The 17,760-nt window shown below is 71.6% G+C and carries 11 protein-coding genes; 5 read left to right on the forward strand and 6 right to left on the reverse strand.

From position 1 onward, the window contains the following. Positions 1 to 10: 10 nt before the first annotated feature. Positions 11 to 3,649 carry a hydantoinase B/oxoprolinase family protein gene (locus ACFVVO_RS20895; RefSeq protein WP_390056857.1) on the forward strand — a complete coding sequence of 1,213 codons (3,639 nt, stop codon included), beginning with the start codon at positions 11 to 13 and terminating at the stop codon, positions 3,647 to 3,649. Beyond that, the gene (locus ACFVVO_RS20900; RefSeq protein ID WP_390056859.1) at positions 3,630 to 4,235 is read left to right on the forward strand and encodes an ATP/GTP-binding protein; all 606 of its coding nucleotides are present in this window, start codon (positions 3,630 to 3,632) and stop codon (positions 4,233 to 4,235) included. Before ACFVVO_RS20895 ends, ACFVVO_RS20900 begins: the two co-directional genes overlap by 20 nt. A 128-nt stretch (positions 4,236 to 4,363) precedes the next feature. Here ACFVVO_RS20900 and glpK read toward each other — a convergent pair whose 3' ends face one another. The 3 genes from glpK to ACFVVO_RS20915 form a co-directional block, all read right to left on the reverse strand. Then, a complete protein-coding gene (glpK, locus tag ACFVVO_RS20905; protein WP_390056860.1) occupies positions 4,364 to 5,884 on the reverse strand; it encodes a glycerol kinase GlpK in 1,521 nt (506 codons plus the stop codon). An 86-nt stretch (positions 5,885 to 5,970) separates the two neighbouring features. Then, positions 5,971 to 6,720, reverse strand: coding sequence for an MIP/aquaporin family protein (locus ACFVVO_RS20910; protein WP_390056862.1), 750 nt, complete (start codon positions 6,718 to 6,720; stop codon positions 5,971 to 5,973). A 364-nt stretch (positions 6,721 to 7,084) separates the two neighbouring features. Further along, positions 7,085 to 8,734, reverse strand: a complete 1,650-nt coding sequence (locus ACFVVO_RS20915; RefSeq protein WP_390056864.1) for an EAL domain-containing protein — start codon at positions 8,732 to 8,734, stop codon at positions 7,085 to 7,087. Positions 8,735 to 8,935: 201 nt separating this feature from the next. On the opposite strand from ACFVVO_RS20915, the gene ACFVVO_RS20920 reads away from it, so the two are divergent. Beyond that, positions 8,936 to 9,472 carry an NUDIX domain-containing protein gene (locus ACFVVO_RS20920; RefSeq protein WP_390056866.1) on the forward strand — a complete coding sequence of 179 codons (537 nt, stop codon included), beginning with the start codon at positions 8,936 to 8,938 and terminating at the stop codon, positions 9,470 to 9,472. A gap of 9 nt (positions 9,473 to 9,481) precedes the next feature. Here ACFVVO_RS20920 and ACFVVO_RS20925 read toward each other — a convergent pair whose 3' ends face one another. After that, positions 9,482 to 11,842 (reverse strand): TIM-barrel domain-containing protein, encoded by a 2,361-nt coding sequence (locus tag ACFVVO_RS20925; protein WP_390056867.1) that lies wholly within the window; start codon positions 11,840 to 11,842, stop codon positions 9,482 to 9,484. Between the two features lie 214 nt (positions 11,843 to 12,056). On the opposite strand from ACFVVO_RS20925, the gene ACFVVO_RS20930 reads away from it, so the two are divergent. Beyond that, positions 12,057 to 14,024: an acetoacetate--CoA ligase gene (locus ACFVVO_RS20930; protein ID WP_390056869.1), complete on the forward strand. Its 1,968-nt coding sequence runs from the start codon at positions 12,057 to 12,059 to the stop codon at positions 14,022 to 14,024. A gap of 160 nt (positions 14,025 to 14,184) precedes the next feature. Next, the gene (locus tag ACFVVO_RS20935; protein WP_390056870.1) at positions 14,185 to 15,078 is read left to right on the forward strand and encodes a hypothetical protein; all 894 of its coding nucleotides are present in this window, start codon (positions 14,185 to 14,187) and stop codon (positions 15,076 to 15,078) included. Positions 15,079 to 15,148: 70 nt separating this feature from the next. Here the strand turns inward: ACFVVO_RS20935 and ptsP are convergent, their stop codons facing one another. Together ptsP and ACFVVO_RS20945 are read right to left on the reverse strand one after the other, a co-directional pair. Beyond that, positions 15,149 to 16,819 carry a phosphoenolpyruvate--protein phosphotransferase gene (gene ptsP / locus ACFVVO_RS20940; protein ID WP_390056872.1) on the reverse strand — a complete coding sequence of 557 codons (1,671 nt, stop codon included), beginning with the start codon at positions 16,817 to 16,819 and terminating at the stop codon, positions 15,149 to 15,151. 76 nt (positions 16,820 to 16,895) lie between these two features. Further along, positions 16,896 to 17,345, reverse strand: a complete 450-nt coding sequence (locus tag ACFVVO_RS20945; protein WP_390056873.1) for a PTS glucose transporter subunit IIA — start codon at positions 17,343 to 17,345, stop codon at positions 16,896 to 16,898. Positions 17,346 to 17,760: the final 415 nt, after the last annotated feature.

Raw genomic sequence — 17,760 nt, forward strand, 5'->3', positions numbered from 1 at the left:
GAGTAACGACGTGACAGGCTGGCAGTTCTGGGTCGACCGAGGCGGCACCTTCACCGACATCGTGGCGCGTCGCCCGGACGGCCGGCTGCTCACGCACAAGCTGCTGTCCGACAACCCCGAACGGTACGCCGACGCGGCGGTCGCGGGCGTCCGGGAACTGCTGCACGGCTCCCGGGAGCCCGTCGACGCCGTGCGCATGGGCACCACCGTCGCCACCAACGCACTGCTGGAACGCAAGGGCGAGCGCACGGTTCTGGTGATCACCCGTGGCTTCCGCGACGCCCTGCGCATCGCCTACCAGAACCGCCCCGCCATCTTCGCCCGCCACATCCAGTTGCCCGGGCTGCTGTACGAGCGGGTCATCGAGGCCGACGAACGCATGGCCGCCGACGGAACCGTGTTGCGCTCTCCCGACCTCGACGCGCTCGCGGGACCGCTTCGGCAGGCGTACGACGACGGGATCCGCGCGGTGGCCGTAGTCTGCCTGCACAGCCATCTGCACCCCGCCCACGAACGCGCCATCGGCGACCTCGTCGCGCGCACCGGATTCCCGCAGATCTCGCTGTCCAGCGAGACCAGCCCGCTGATGAAACTCGTCCCGCGCGGTGACACCGCCGTCGTCGACGCCTACCTGTCCCCGGTGCTGCGCCGCTACGTTCGGCACGTCGCCGACGAACTGCACGGCGTGCGACTGATGTTCATGCAGTCCAACGGCGGACTCACCGAGGCCGGACAGTTCCGCGGCAAGGACGCCGTCCTCTCCGGACCGGCAGGCGGCATCGTGGGCATGGCCCGCATGTCGCAGCGGGCCGGCTTCGACCGCGTCATCGGCTTCGACATGGGCGGCACCTCCACCGACGTCTCGCACTTCGTCGGCGCGTACGAACGCGTCTTCACCAGCCAGATCGCCGGCGTCCGGCTGCGCGCCCCGATGCTGGACATCCACACCGTCGCCGCAGGCGGCGGCTCCGTGCTCCACTTCGACGGCTCCCGCTACCGCGTCGGACCCGACTCGGCCGGCGCCGCCCCCGGACCCGCCTGCTACCGCGCCGGCGGCCCGCTCACCGTCACCGACGCCAACGTGATGCTCGGCCGCATCCCGCCCGCCCACTTCCCCGCGGTGTTCGGCCCGGACGGCGACCAGCCCCTCGACGCCGCCGTCGTCCGCGACCGCTTCACCGCCCTCGCACACGAGATCCGCGAGCGGACCGGCGACGACCGCACACCCGAGCAGGTGGCCGAGGGCTACCTGCGGATCGCCGTCGCCAACATCGCCAACGCCGTGAAACGGATCTCCGTCCAGAAGGGCCACGACGTCACCCGCTACGCCCTGACCACCTTCGGCGGAGCGGGCGGCCAGCACGCGTGCCGGGTCGCCGACTCCCTGGGCATCCGCACCATCCTCGTACCCCCCATGGCCGGTGTGCTCTCCGCGCTCGGCATCGGCCTCGCCGACACCACAGCCATGCGCGAACAGTCAGTCGAGGCGCCCCTGGAAGCCGCCTCGATGCCCGGCGTCCGCGAGACGGCCGACGCCCTGGAGAGCGCCGCTCGCGCCGAACTGCGCGCCGAGGACGTCCCTGAGGACCGCATCGAGGTCACCCGCCGCGCCCAGCTCCGCTACGACGGCACCGACACCACCCTCACCGTCGCGCTGACCGAGCCCGGCACCATGACGCACGCCTTCGAAGAACGTCATCGCGCCACGTACTCCTTCACCCTGGACCGCCCGATCGTCGTCGAAGCGCTCTCCGTCGAAGCCACCGGCATCACCGCACCCCCCGATCTGTCCGCCCTCGCCCCTTACGAGGGCCATCGCGCCGCACCGCGAACCGTCCGCCTGCACACCGGCGGCGCCTGGCACGACGTACCCCTCCACCGCCGGGAGGCCCTTCCTCCCGGCGAGGCGGTCACCGGACCCGCGATCGTCACCGAGCCCGGCGCGACGACCGTCGTCGACGACGGCTGGCGGGCCGCGGCCGGAGACGACGGGCAGCTGGTCATGGAACGCACGGCGATTACGGAGAGTTCCGAACTCGACACGAAAGTGGACCCTGTTCTGCTCGAGGTCTTCAACAACCTCTTCATGTCGATCGCCGAACAGATGGGCGCCCGGCTGGAGTCCACGGCCCAGTCCGTCAACATCAAGGAGCGGCTGGACTTCTCCTGCGCCCTGTTCGACCCCCTCGGGAATTTGGTGGCCAACGCGCCCCACATCCCCGTCCACCTGGGCTCCATGGGCACCAGCGTCAAGGAGGTCATCCGTCGCCGCGGCACCTCGATGCGCCCTGGCGACACCTACGCCGTCAACGACCCCTACCATGGCGGCACCCACCTGCCCGACGTCACCGTGATCACCCCGGTCTTCGACACCGACGACGCGACGGCCACGCGGAGTGAGCCGGAGATCCTCTTCTACGTCGCCTCCCGCGGCCACCACGCCGAGATCGGCGGCATCGCCCCCGGCTCCATGCCCGCCCACAGCCGGACCATCGACGAGGAAGGCGTCCTCTTCGACAACTGGCTGCTCGCCCAGGACGGCCGCTTCCGCGAGGAGGAGACCCGTCGCCTGCTCACCGAGGCCCCCCACCCCTCCCGCAACGTCCGCACCAACCTCGCCGACCTGCGCGCGCAGATCGCCGCCAACCGCAAGGGCGTCGACGAGGTCCGCCGCATGATCGAGGAGTTCGGCCTCGACGTCGTCCAGGCCTACATGCGGCACGTCCAGGACAACGCGGAGGAGGCGGTCCGCCGGGTCATCGACGCCCTGGACGACGGGGAGTACGCCTACGAGACGGACTCCGGCGCCGTCATCCGCGTCCGTGTGCGCGTCGACCGTGCCGAGCGGCGCGCGACCATCGACTTCACCGGCACCTCCGCTCAGCTTGCCACCAACTTCAACGCCCCCTCCTCGGTGGTCAACGCGGCCGTCCTGTACGTCTTCCGCACCCTGGTCGCCGACGAGATCCCGCTCAACGACGGCTGTCTGCGCCCGCTGGACATCGTCGTACCGCCCGGCTCGATGCTCGCCCCCGAGCCGCCCGCCGCCGTCGTCGCGGGCAACGTGGAGACGTCCCAGGCCGTCACCGGTGCCCTCTACGCCGCGCTCGGCGTGCAGGCCGAGGGCTCCGGGACCATGAACAACGTCACCTTCGGCAACGAACGCCACCAGTACTACGAGACCGTCGCCTCCGGATCCGGCGCCGGCGACGGCTTCCCCGGCGCCGACGTCGTCCAGACCCACATGACCAACTCGCGGCTCACCGACCCCGAAGTGCTGGAATGGCGGCTCCCCGTCCGGCTCGAGGAGTTCACCGTCCGGCGGGGCAGCGGCGGCTCGGGGCGCCGGCGCGGCGGCGACGGCGCCGTGCGCCGGATCCGCTTCCTGGAACCCATGACCGTCTCCATGCTGTCGCAGCACCGCCGCGTGCCGCCGTACGGCATGGCCGGCGGAGCACCCGGCGAGCTCGGCGCCAACCGGGTGGAACGGGCCGACGGCACGGTCACCGATTTCGGTGGGAGCGGCTCGGCGGACGTGGGTCCGGGCGATGTTCTCGTCATCGAAACCCCTGGTGGCGGCGGCTACGGCCGACCGTCGCCCGAACACGATCAAGCAGGAGAAGAGACGGATGATCTTCGGGCGTTCTGAACGCGGCAAGCCCCCGGTCGAGCCCGTCACGCTCAAGATCCTCGTGGCCGGCGGCTTCGGCGTGGGCAAGACGACACTCGTCGGCGCGGTCAGCGAGATCAGGCCGCTGCGCACCGAGGAACTGCTCACCGAGGCCGGGCGTCCGGTCGACGACACCAGCGGGGTGGAGGGGAAGCACACGACCACCGTGGCCATGGACTTCGGCCGCATCACCCTGCGTGAGGATCTCGTGCTCTACCTGTTCGGGACACCCGGACAGGAACGGTTCTGGTTCATGTGGGACGAGCTGTCCGAGGGCGCGCTCGGTGCCGTGGTCCTCGCGGACACGCGCCGCCTGGAGGACTGCTTCGCCGCCGTCGACTACTTCGAACGGCGTTCGATCCCCTTCGTCGTCGGTGTCAACTGCTTCGAGGGAGCGGCCCGTTACCCCGCGGAGTCCGTGCGGCAGGCCCTCGACCTGGACGAGCAGGTGCCGGTCGTGCTGTGCGACGCACGTGACCGGGAGGCGGTCAAGGAGGTGCTCATCGGCGTCGTCCAGCACGCGATGGAGTACGCGGCAGGCCGTCGCCAGGCCCTCGCCCCCTGATCCCCCCGGCCCATGGCACGGCCCGTACCCCCGCCGACAGGGGTACGGGCCGCGGTCCCCGCGGACACCCGACGCGCGCGTGAGGGATTCACGCACCTCGCACGCGCGCGTGCCGGGCTCCCTCGCCCCTACACGTCGTCCTCCTCGAGCCAGCCGAAGCTCTTCTCCACCGCCCTGCGCCAGTTGCGGTACTCACGGTCGCGTACCGGCGCCTCCATCGCGGGGGTCCACTCGGCGTCCCGTTGCCAGTGCGACTTCAGCTCGTCGAGGTCGTTCCACACGCCCGTCGCCAGACCGGCCGCGTAGGCGGCCCCCAGGCAGGTGGTCTCGGACACCCGCGGCCGGATCACCGGAACACCGAGCACATCGGCCTGGTGCTGCATGAGCAGGTTGTTCTTCGTCATGCCGCCGTCGACCTTCAGGGTCGTGATCCGCACCCCGGAGTCCTGGTACATGGCGTCCACGACCTCCCGCGTCTGCCAGCTCGTCGCCTCCAGCACCGCGCGCGCGAGGTGGGCCTTGGTGACGTAGCGGGTCAGACCGGTGACGACACCGCGCGCGTCGGAGCGCCAGTAGGGCGCGAACAGTCCGGAGAAGGCGGGCACGATGTAGGCGCCGCCGTTGTCCTCGACGCTCGCCGCCAGGGTCTCGATCTCGTCGGCGTCGCGGATGATGCCGAGCTGGTCCCGGAACCACTGGACCAGCGCACCCGTTATCGCTATGGACCCCTCCAGGCAGTACACCGGCGCCTCCCCGCCGATCTTGTAGCCCATCGTCGTCAGCAGGCCGTTCTTGGACGCCACCGGCCGGTCGCCGGTGTTGAGAAGGAGGAAGCTGCCGGTGCCGTAGGTGTTCTTCGCGGTGCCGACGTCGTAGCAGGCCTGCCCGAACACGGCCGCCTGCTGGTCGCCGAGCGCCGAGGCCACGGGGACCCCGGCGAGTGGGCCGACGGCGGTGCCGTACACCTCGGCGGACGACCTGATCTCCGGCAGGACCGCCTCGGGCACGTTCATCGCGGAGAGGATGGCGGGGTCCCACTGGAGCGTGTTCAGGTTCATCAGCATGGTGCGGCCGGCGTTCGTGACGTCCGTGACGTGCCGGCCGCCGTCCGGGCCGCCGGTGAGGTTCCAGATCAGCCACGAGTCGATGGTGCCGAAGGCGATCTCACCGCGCTCGGCACGCTCCCTGAGGCCGGGCACGTTGTCCAGCAGCCAGGCCGCCTTCGGCCCGGAGAAGTAGCTGGCCAGCGGGAGTCCGGTCGGCTCCCGGAAGCGGTCCTGCCCGTCGGTGCCGCCCAGTTCGCGGCACAGGGCGGCGGTACGGGTGTCCTGCCAGACGATCGCGTTGTGCACGGGCTTGCCCGTGGCGCGGTCCCACAGGACCGTGGTCTCCCGCTGGTTGGTGATGCCGAGCGCGCTGAGCCGGTCGGCGCGCAGCCCGGCCCTGGCCAGCGCCCCGGCCACCACGGCCTGCACCTTGGACCAGATCTCGGTGGCGTCGTGCTCCACCCAGCCCGGCTTGGGGAATATCTGGCGGTGCTCGCGCTGGTCCACGGCGACGATCGCGCCACCGTGGTCGAAGATGATGCAGCGGCTGGACGTGGTGCCCTGATCGATGGCGGCGACGTACTTCTCGGCGGTGTCCGTCATGGCTGTCCCTGGGTCGCTGGGTCGGGTCGCTGGATCGGGCCTTCGTGGCCGGGTCCGCGCGGTCGGTGCGCGGTCGGGTCGCCCGGTCAGAAGGCGACGTTGTAGACGAGGCCCGCGAGCGCGCCGCCGATCAGCGGGCCGACGACCGGGATCCAGGAGTAACCCCAGTCGGACGCGCCCTTGTTCGGGATCGGCAGGAAGGTGTGCACGATGCGCGGGCCGAGGTCGCGGGCCGGGTTGATGGCGTATCCGGTGGGGCCGCCGAGGGAGAGCCCGATACCGACGACGAGCAGCGAGACGATCAGGACCGTCGTGCCGGACTCGCCGAGCCCCTTGGTGAGCCCGAAGGCGAGGATGGGCAGCACGAGCGACATCGTCGCGATGATCTCGGTAATGAGGTTGGCGACCGGATTCCTGATCTCCGGGATGGTCGAGAAGATGCCCAGCGTCGCCACCGGTTCGTCGGCGGTTCCCTCCGTCGTGCCCTCCTCGCGGACATTGGCCTGGAACTGCGCGAGATACACCAGGTAGGCGAGGACGGCGCCGAGCATCGCGCCGACGATCTGGCCCAGCAGATAGACCCAGACCTTGTCCCACTTTCCGGTGTCCACGGCGATGCCGATGGTGACCGCGGGATTGAGGTGCCCGCCGGACAGGGGCGCGGCGGTGTAGGCGCCCGCGAGCACGCCGAATCCCCAGCCGAACGCGATGACCACCCACCCCGAGGCGCGCGCCTTGGAGTATCTGAGGGTGACGGCGGCGCAGACACCGGCACCGAACAGGATCAGGATCGCGGTACCGATGACTTCGCCGACGAATATGTCTCCGTTGCTCATGGCGGCTCCCTTGACGCCGGCCTGGGGCGAACGGCCCCGGCTCTCCGTGCAGGAACGGTTCCTTTGGCGACTTCAGCCGAAGGCAGGGAGGGCCCCGCGCCCCGCCCGGCGTCCGTGACGAGCGTGCCGTCGCAGCCGTATCGCCCTCAGGGGCAGGCCGAGGGGCAGGGAAAAGACCCATGGCGCAGTGCCTGAATACGCCATGAATGTACGGCGATGTCGGCTGACACCGGGAAGTGTTCACCGGCACCGGGAGGCCGTCAAGGTCGCCGACGGCAACGATGACAGCGGTTGCCCGGATGGAGGCTCCGGCGGCCTCCTTCCCGCAGGTGGGCGCTCGAACGGCCGTATACGAACGGGCGGTTCACCCGAGCGGCTCGGCCGTCGCGCAGCCCGCCCGGGCCGGTGCCGCCCCGCGGCCGCGCCGGATCTCCTGCCCGGGCAGTCCCGCGCGCGCGAGCACCCAACTCGTCCCGTCCAGGGCCTTCGCGGCCTTCTTCACCGGCGCGAGGTGTGCGGCGGCCTGCCGATGGTCGAACACGCTCCCGGGCCGGCACACCACGGTCGAGAGGGACAGCGTGACCAGGCGGCCGCCCGCCGACCAGGGAGCGTCGAGCACGGCGGTGGCCAGCGGTTCGAGCGCCGCCTCCTCGGCCAGCACCAGGAAGTCGTCCCCGCCGATGTGGCCCACGCGCGCGTGCCCCGCCGCGGCCTCCTGCAGTGCCCGGCCCACCGAGCGGATCAGCTCGTCGCCCGCGGCGAATCCGGCACTGTCGTTGACCTGCTTGAAGTGGTCGATGTCCAGCCAGCTGAGCGCGAACGCCCGGCCCTCGGCGATCCGCCGGTCCACCTCACCCGTGATCGCGTCCGAACCGGGCAGCCGGGTCAGCGGGTTCAGGCCCGCCGCCTCTTCCACCCGGGTCTCGGCCAGCGCCCGAACGAGGTCCGCGAGCCGTACCACGCCCACGCACCGGCCACGGTGGTCGACGACGGCCACATCGTCCGAGGTGCGGGCGCTGCCGCCGATCGCCACGATGTCCAGCACCTCCCAGGCGGTGGCATCCGCGCCGACCGCGCGCGGCGCGTCGCCCAGCTTGTGCGCGGGCCGGTCCGCGTACAGGGCGTGCCCGTACCGGCCGGACATCGACAGCAGGAAGCGCGAGCGGTGCACCGAACGGACGGGCACCCCGGCCTGGTCCACGAGCAACACCCCCGAGACGTCCGGTGAACCGGTCAGCAGCGCCCGGACCTGCCCTGCCGAAGCGGTCACCGGCAGAACGGCGGCGGGTCGCACGAACTCCCGCACCAGCGGCCCCGACCGGGGCTGGGTCACGACCGCGGGGGAGCGGGGCGGAACGTACACGTCCGCCGCCGGAATCCGGGCCGGCGGCGCGAACAGCTCGCCCTGGGCGAGTTGCGCACCGGCCGACAGCGCGGCCGCGCACTGCAGTTCGGTCTCCACGCCCTCCACCGTCACCAGGGCGCCCAGTTGCTCGCACAGGGTCCGCATCGCCCGCACAGCGGCCGGCCGGGCCAGCAGCGAGGCATCGAGCTTGACCAGGTCGGGGGAGAGGTCGGTGAGCAGCCGCAGAGGTACGTCCCCGTCCCCGATGCCGTCCGCGCTGATCCGGAACCCCTGCTCACGCAGCGCGCCCACCGCCTCCAGCAGCGCCCGCTGCGGCACATGGGTGCAGGGCGGCACGATGTCGAGGGTCACCTCCCAGGGCATCCGCCCCGCCGCGCGGACGGCCTCGTGCAGCCGGGCGAGGCCCCCGAGGTCGGCCAGGGTGGCGGCGAACACGTTGAGGTGCAGCGGCAGCAGCGTCTCCTTGCGGGTCGCCGCGCGGAGCGCCAGCACGGCCAGCCTGCTGTCGAGTTCGGGGTCACGGCGGGCCTCGGCCAGGACGTCGCCCGTCTCCGGGCGGGCGAGTACCTCCAGTGCGGTGACAGCGCCGGTCCGCAGATTGACCACCGGCTGGAAGGCGAAGCGGAGAGTATCCGTCCAGGAGTGCACGGGAGCATGATGGCGCTGCCGGAATGCGCCCAGGCGCAGTTCATGAGACGTTCACGCAGCATTCCCGGGCGATCACGGAGCGTGGAGAACGTCCGGTGGGAGCGCGCCTGTGACGTTCCGACCGGGCTCCCTCGTGCCACGTCGGGTCCCTGTTCGCCAGTGCCGGAAGAAGACCCTCCTCTGATCGGATACAGTCCGCGCGTGTCCGAAAATCAGCATTCAACCGCCAACTCCGCGCCTGGATCCCACTGTTCCAGCTGCGGAGCGCCCTACGGCGAGGGCGTGACGGGCTGGCCGCGCACCTGCCCCTCCTGCGGCACCGTGGCCTACCGCAACCCGCTTCCGGTCGCCGTCGCGCTCCAGCCCGTCTACGACACCAGCGGCACGGCCCTGGTCGTCATCACCCGTACCGTCGCCCCCGCGCGCGGAGGCACGGCGCTTCCCGGTGGCTACGTCGACGACCGGGAGGACTGGAAACAGGCCGTCGTGCGCGAGCTCAAGGAGGAGACGGGCCTCGACGCCGCCGCCCGTGACGTCCGCCTCGTGGACGCCATGAGCTCACCCGACGGGCACCTGCTGCTGTTCGGGCTCCTGCCCGAACGCCCGGCCGAAGGACTTCCGCCGTCCAGCGCCACGGACGAGACCGAGGGCTGGCACCTGCTGCGCAGACCCGAGGAACTCGCCTTCCCGCTGCACACCCTTGCCGTACGGGGCTGGTTCGAGGGCCGCTACATCTGAGCCGCCCGCTCAGCCGAGTCCCCGTACCCGCACCGGGTGGGGCGGCTCCGCCGCGCCGTCCTCCCGCTCCCAGGTCACCACCACCCGCCGGCCCCGCAGGCGGGCCGCATAGTGCTCGATCTCCGGTTCGTCCCAGCCGTCGCCCGCGTCCTGGACGACCAGCCCGCCCCCGGTACGCCCTGGGGCGGGCGCCCACACCTCCAGCTCGAGTCCGCCGTCCTCGCCCCGAACGGGAACGACCGCCCCCGCGCGCGCGAGCACCGGAATCCGGGACAGCGGCGTGTCCAGGAAGACCTGCCCGGGACCCTCGAACGCCTCCTCCGTCACCGTGTCGTACCAGCGGCCCCGCGGCAGCCGCACCGCACGCCGGCCGGCGCCGGGGTCGAGAACCGGCGCCACCAGCAGCTGGTCCCCGAGCAGGAACGCGTCCTCACAGTCGCGCAGCGCGCGGTCCTCGGGCGTCCCCCACCACAACGGCCGCGCATAGGGCGCGCCGGTGCGCCGCCCCAGGTGCGCCAGCGTCACGAAGTACGGCAGCAGACGCCGCCGTTCGAGCAGTGCCGCACGGGCGTGCCCCAGCACCTCTGCACCGAACTCCCACGGCTCCCTGCGCCCCGCGCGCAGACCGGCGTGGGTCCGGAACAACGGCAGGTACGCGCCGAGCTGGAACCAGCGCAGATACAGCTCCGGCGACGGACTGCCGTCGAAGCCGCCCACGTCCGGCCCCGAGTAGGGCACCCCGCACAGCCCCAGCCCCAGCACCAGTGACAGCGAGGCCCGCAGCCCCGGCCAGCCCGTCGCCACGTCTCCGGACCAGGTGCCGCCGTAGCGCTGCATGCCCGCCCAGCCGGACCGTGAGAACAGGAACGGCCGCTCCTGGGGCGACAGCTCGCGCAGTCCCTCGTAGCCCGCCCTGGCCATGCAGAGGGCGTACACGTTGTGCGCCTCGCGATGGTCGCCACCGCGTCCCTCGACGGCGTGCCGGGCCGAACGCGGCAGCGTCGTCTCACCGAAGGCGCTGAACGACGTCGGCTCGTTCATGTCGTGCCAGAACCCCGCGAAGCCCTGTCCCAGCCGCTCCTCGTACAACCCGCCCCACCACTTGCGCACGTGCGCGTGCGTGAAGTCCGGGAAGACCGACTCACCGGCCCACACCTCGCCCCGGACCGTCCGCCCCGCGCCGTCCCGCACGAACGCGTCCAGGGCCGAACCGCTGTCGTACACGGCACCGCCCGGCACGGCCTTCACCGCCGGGTCGACGATCGACACCAGCCGGACACCGTCCCGGCGCAGCTCCTCCGCGAGCACCGGCAACTTGGGGAAACGCTCCTGGTCGACGGTGAACACCTGATGGCCGTCGTAGTGGTCGATGTCCAGGTGCACGGCATCCAGCGGCAGATCGCGCTCCTGGTATCCCGCGACGATGCGGCGCACCTCCTGCTCACCGCCGAAGCCCCACCGCGCGTGCTGGTGGCCGAGCGCCCACGCGGGCGGCAGCGCGGGAGCCCCGGTCAGTGATGCCCAGGTGAGCAGCACGCGCGCGGGCGTGCCCACTATTACCCAGCAGCGCAGCGGCCCCCCGTCCATGCGCAGCTCACAGCGTCCCGCCCGGTCGTGTCCGGACCCGGCGCCCTCCTCGCCCTCCCGCAGGCTCACCATGCCGTCCCACGTGGTGTCGTGGAACACCAGATGGGTCGCGGCGTCCGCGACGACCAGCTGCACCGGCATGGTCACGTACAGCGGATCGTCCTCGGGGCCGAACGCACGGCCCGGATCGGTGTTCCACAGCCGGTAGGTGCCGTCGCGCAGCCGCGGGCCGCCCGCGCGCCCGCCCAGACCGAAGAACCGGGCGTCCGCCGCCACCTCGGACCGCTGCATCCACCGCGCCGTGCCCCCACCGGCCGGCTCCCACCACCGCGGCGGCATCTCCCGCCGCAGCACCACACCGCCCGGGGTGCACACCTCCAGCGCCCCGTGCCGCGAGACCACGACCGTCACCCGCTCGGCCACCACCCGCCAGCCGCCGTCCTTGTCCGGCTCCAGCACGGCCCGCGGATCGGGCTCCGGACACGCCCCGGCGAGCGCGTACGACGGCTCCGGAGCCGCCCCGTCCCAGCCCCAGAACACGGCCCCGCTGACCGTCACGGTGATCCGCAGCTCGGACCGGCCGAACCGGATCAGACCGCCCCCCGGCCCCGGCTCCGCCCCCCGCACCCGCCCAGGGACCCGCGCGCGCTCGGCCCCCCGCCGGGGCAGCCCGGCGGCGTCGATCCGCCGTCTGCGCCACGCCGCGCGCACGGTACGCAACCCCTGAGCCGCCCGCCCCGAACCGACAACACTCACCGAACGCACCAGGTCACGACCGTCCATGCTGCTCACCCTGCCACTGACCGCCCCACGCGCGCGTGTCGTTCAACTGCCGTTCACCCGTGTCCGGACCACATCTTCACGACACGGAGTATGTGGGGGCCGCCCTGGTGCAGAAGTCGATCACATGGCATCGTCCCTGTCAGCCGCGTCACGCGCACACCCCAGCCCGTGCGCGGACGGACGCACACGACGCGCACAGCCCGGGAGCCGCCCCATGTCGACAGCGAACCCTCAGCCGCTCTGGCAGCCCGATCCCGAGCGGATCGCCCAGGCACGCATCACCGAGTTCCAGGCATGGGCCGCCGAGCACCACGGTGCCCCGGCCGAGGGCGGCTATCCCGCGTTGCACCAGTGGTCCGTGGAGCAGCTGGACACGTTCTGGAGAGCCGTCACCGACTGGTTCGACGTCAGTTTCTCCACCCCGTACGCGCGCGTGCTCGGCGACCGCTCCATGCCCGGCGCCGAGTGGTTCCCCGGAGCCACCCTCAACTACGCCGAGCACGCACTGCGCGCCGCGGCCGGCCGCCCCGACGAGCCGGCGCTCCTGTACGTCGACGAGACCCATGAACCGCGCCCGGTGACCTGGGCCGAACTGAGCCGCCAGGTCGGCTCCCTCGCCGCCGAACTCCGCGCCCTCGGCGTCCGCCCCGGCGACCGGGTCAGCGGGTACCTCCCGAACATCCCCGAGGCCGTGGCCGCCCTCCTGGCCACGGCCGCCGTGGGCGCCGTGTGGACCTCCTGCGCCCCCGACTTCGGCGCCCGCAGTGTCCTCGACCGCTTCCAGCAGGTCGAACCCGTCGTCCTGTTCACCGTCGACGGCTACCGCTACGGCGGCAAGGAGCACGACCGCCGCGAGACCGTGGCCGAACTGCGCCGGGAGCTGCCCACCCTGCGCGCCGTCGTCCACATCCCGCTCCTCGGCACCGAAGCACCCGAGGGCGCCCTGGAGTGGTCGGCACTGACGGCCGCCGACACCGCGCCCGTCTTCGAACAGGTCCCGTTCGGTCATCCGCTGTGGGTCCTGTACTCCTCCGGAACCACGGGCCTGCCCAAGGCCATCGTGCAGTCCCAGGGCGGCATCCTGGTGGAGCACCTCAAGCAGCTCGGCCTGCACTGCGACCTCGGCCCCGAGGACCGTTTCTTCTGGTACACCTCGACCGGCTGGATGATGTGGAACTTCCTCGTCTCCGGCCTGCTCACGGGCACGACGATCGTCCTGTACGACGGCAGCCCCGGCTACCCGGACACCGGCGCCCAGTGGCGCGTCGCCGAGCGCACCGGAGCCACGCTCTACGGCACCTCCGCCGCATACGTCATGGCCTGCCGCAAGGCGGGCGTCCACCCCTCCCGCGACTTCGACCTCTCCCGTGTGCAGTGCGTCGCCACCACGGGCTCGCCACTGCCGCCGGACGGGTTCCGCTGGCTGCACGACGAGGTCCGCGACGACCTGTGGATCGCCTCCGTCAGCGGTGGCACGGACGTCTGCTCCTGCTTCGCGGGAGCCGTACCGACCCTGCCGGTGTACACCGGCGAACTTCAGGCGCCCGGCCTCGGCACCGACCTGCAGTCCTGGGACCCCGGCGGCAAACCCCTCGTCGACGAGGTGGGCGAGCTGGTCGTCACCAACCCCATGCCGTCCATGCCGATCCACTTTTGGAACGACCCCGACGGCAGCCGCTACCACGACAGCTACTTCGACACCTACCCGGGCGTCTGGCGGCACGGCGACTGGATCACCCTCACCTCGCGCGGATCAGTGATCATCCACGGCCGCTCCGACTCCACCCTCAACCGGCAGGGCGTACGCATGGGTTCGGCCGACATCTACGAAGTGGTCGAACGGCTGCCCGAAATCAAGGAGTCCCTCGTCATCGGCATCGAGCAGCCCGACGGGGGCTACTGGATGCCGCTCTTCGTGCACCTGGCACCGGGCGCCGTGCTCGACGAGGCGCTCCTGAACCGCATCAAGCAGGCCATCCGCGAACAGCTCTCGCCGCGCCACGTGCCCGACGAGGTCATCGCCGTCCCCGGCATCCCGCACACTCTCACCGGCAAGCGCATCGAGGTCCCGGTCAAGCGCCTTCTCCAGGGCACTCCGCTGGAGAAGGCCGTCAACCCCGGCTCCATCGACAACCTCACGCTGCTGGGCTTCTACGAGGAACTGGCCCGCGAGCGCGCCTGACCCCACCCTCCGCGAACGGCCTCGGACCCGCCCCGTCACGGTGGCGAAGTCCGGGCCGCACGCGCGGTCGACCTCTGGCCGAACGCCTCCGCCACAGCCCGTTGTCAGTGCCCCCGGTTACTGTGAGTGAGCATTGATCGACCGCGCACTTGGGGGAAACATGGCGCACACCGACCAGCAGACGATGCGACGCGTCCTGCGCCGCGAGATCGTCGGCACCATCGGCCTGCTCACCGACGAACACGACTTCAGCGTCATGCGGCGCTACCGCAGCTTCGTCTTCGACGACCACACCACCTACCTGCGACAGGTGGAATCCCTGCTGAAAAGCCGGGCGGCCCAGGGCGGACACACCACACTGGCCCTGTTCGACCCCGAGGACTACGCCGCGTTCTGCGCGGAAACCGGCCTCGACCCGGAAGCATCCGCCAGCCGTGCCCGGTTCACCGCGCAACTGGCGGCCACCGGCCCCACCGTCCCCTACGACGGCCGTCCTCTCACCGCGCTCCTGCCCGACCTCGTCGACGAAGCCGTACGACAGGCCACCTGGGAGTACGCCACCATCATCCTGACCCGCCTCGGCCCCTGCGCCACCTGCGGCGAGGACATCGGCCGCGCCGCCTTCACCCGCGCGTCCGACCTCGTCGTCCGCATCCTCGACACCGCCCCGCCCGGCGACCGCCACCTCGTCTGCAGCGTCTCGGCGCCGGCGGAAACCCTCGTCGCCGTCCTCCACTCCGACCAGGGCACCGCGGGCACCACCGAACTCGACGAGGCTGAAGCCCTCGAATTCACCAGCGTCCTCGCCCTCGGCCTCGCCACCAACAGCCCCGGCGGCCTGGTCATGCGCGTCAGCTCTCCCGGTACGGCCGACCGCGTGCACGGCTGGCGACTGCGCGGAGGCGATCTCGTACCCCTGAGCGCCGCCGAGGTCTTCGACGCCTACTGCACGGACGCCGAATCCGGCGACCTCATCAGCCCCGAACCGGACGTCGACTACTGCGCGCCGCCCGACCTCGGACAGGAGGACACGCCACCGGAACACCGCCACTGAACGCGGCAGGGGCGTCCCACCCGAAGGTGGGACGCCCCTGAACCGGCCATCCGGTGCGAGCCGGGATCGACTACTCCCCGGACAGCACCGCCTGCGCCGCGCTGCGTGCCTCAGCGGCGCTGTCCGCCGCCCGCGCGGCGGCGGCGGCCCGCTCGCACTGCGCCAGCGTGTACTTCGCCAGAGTCGCCCGGACGTAGGGAAGCGACGCCGCGCCCATGGACAGGGAGGTGACACCCAGACCGGTCAGCACACAGGCCAGCACCGGATCGGACGCGGCCTCGCCGCACACCCCGCAGCTCTTGCCCTCGGCCCTGGCCGCCTCGGCGGACAGTGCCACCAGATCGAGCAGCGCCGGCTGCCACGGGTCCTGGAGCCGCGACACCGCACCCACCTGGCGGTCCGCCGCGAAGGTGTACTGCGCGAGGTCATTGGTCCCGAGCGAGAGGAACTCGACCTCCTGAAGGATCGAACGCGCCCGCAGCGCGGCGGACGGGATCTCCACCATCGCGCCGAACTTCGCCCGGAGCCCCGCCTCGCGGCAGGCGTCCGCGAACGCCTTGGCATCCGCACGGTCCGCCACCATGGGCGCCATGACCTCGAGGTACACCGGCAGCCCCTCCGCGGCCCTGGCCAGCGCGGTCAGCTGGGTGCGCAGGACGTCGGGGTGGTCGAGCAGCGTCCGCAGACCCCGCACGCCCAGCGCAGGGTTCGGCTCGTCCGCCGGGGTCAGGAACTCCAGCGGCTTGTCCGCGCCCGCGTCCAGCACCCGCACGACCACCCGGCCCTCGGGGAACGCCTCCAGCACCTGCCGGTAGGCCTCCACCTGCTTGTCCTCGGACGGCGCGTTCTTGCTGTCGTCCAGGAAAAGGAACTCCGTGCGGAACAGACCGACCCCCTCGGCCCCGGCCTCCACGGCGGCCGGCACGTCCGCGGGCCCGCCGACATTGGCCAGCAGCGGCATTTTGTGCCCGTCGGCCGTGGCGCCCGGACCGGTGGAAGCCGCGAGCGCGGCCTTGCGCTCGGCGGCCGCCGACTCCATCTGCGCCCTCTTCTCGGCGCTCGGGTTCACGAAGATGTCACCGGTGCTGCCGTCGACGGCGACCACCGTCCCCTCGGCCAGTTCTCCGGCGCCCGGCAGCGCCACGACGGCCGGAACGCCCAGGGCACGGGCCAGGATGGCGCTGTGACTGGTCGGCCCGCCCTCCTCCGTCACGAAACCGAGGACGAGAGTGGGGTCGAGGAGCGCCGTGTCCGCCGGCGCCAGATCGCGCGCCACCAGCACATAGGGCCGGTCACTGTCCGGGACACCCGGCATCGGCACGCCCAGCAGCCGGGCGACGATACGGTTCCGCACGTCGTCCAGGTCGGCCACGCGCCCGGCGAGGTACTCCCCGGCCCCGGCCAGCAGCTCGCGGTACGAGGCGAACGCGTCGTACACGGCACGCTCGGCCGTGCTGCCGACGGCGATCCGCCGCTCCACGTCCGCCATCAGCTCGGGATCCTGGGCCATCATGGCCTGCGCCTCGAGCACCGCCTGGGCTTCGCCGCCGGCCAGGTTGCCGCGCGCCATCAGATCGGCCGCCACGGCATCCACCGCCTGGCGCGCCCGTCCCTGCTCGCGTCCCGCCTCGTCCGCGGGTATTTGCTTGGCAGGCGGCTCGAGCACCGCCGTTCCCATGTGCCGTACCTCGCCGATCGCCACACCGTGGCTCACGCCGACGCCTCGCAGCGTTGTCTCCATCTCACCGTCTCCGATAGTGCGGCGGGACCGCCGCCGCGGTGGTCGTCCAGTACGCCGCCGGACGGCGGCCCTGCCGTCAGTTCCAGGAGAAGAGGCTGTCGCCGGCCTTCACGTCACCGCTGTCCCGCAGTTCGGAGAGGGACTCGGCGGTGGCCTCGAGGGCCACGACGGGGCACACGGGGGACTTGCCGGCCGCCTCGACCGCGGCGGGGTCCCAGCGCACGATGCTCTGTCCACGCGTCACGGTGTCGCCCTTGCCGACGAGCAGCTCGAACCCCTCGCCGTTGAGCTGAACGGTGTCGATGCCGAGATGGGTGAGCACACCGTGCCCGGTTCCGTCGACAACGACGAAGGCGTGCGGGTGCAGGGAGACGATGACGCCGTCCACCGGCGCCACGGCTTCGGAGGGCTCACGCACGGGGTCGATCGCGGTACCCGGGCCGACCATGGCCCCGGAGAAGACCGGATCCGGCACTTCGGCCAGTCCGATAACCCGACCGGCGAGAGGGGACGTCACGGTGGTCATGGGAAGCCTCCCAGGAGTGGAGCTGCGGGTGGGGCCGTCACTGCCTGTCCCGTAAACGGCGCGCTGAGCAGCAGCGTATGCCAAAGGAAGTGACGGTTCCGTACGGAACCTACCAGCTAGTGGTCTAGACCACCAACACCATCGATTTGCATGCCGTTCGCGGCCCCGTGTACTGTCGTACTCCTGCTTGGGGCGGTGCGGCGCGAAAGTGTCGCGGCCCGGCAGCAACCAAACTGGTCAGATCCTCTCTCGGGATCCCTTCCGCATGTCCGCGGAGGGTGGTCAGAGAGTCGGAAAAACACTGATAGAGTTTGGAACACCGAAGGGAAGCGCCCGGAGGAAAGCCCGAGAGGGTGAGTACAAAGGAAGCGACCGTTCCTTGAGAACTCAACAGCGTGCCAAAAATCAACGCCAG

Origin of the sequence: Streptomyces sp. NPDC058145, assembly GCF_042884245.1 — a bacterium.
In the GTDB taxonomy this organism is placed as follows: Bacteria; Actinomycetota; Actinomycetes; order Streptomycetales; family Streptomycetaceae; genus Streptomyces.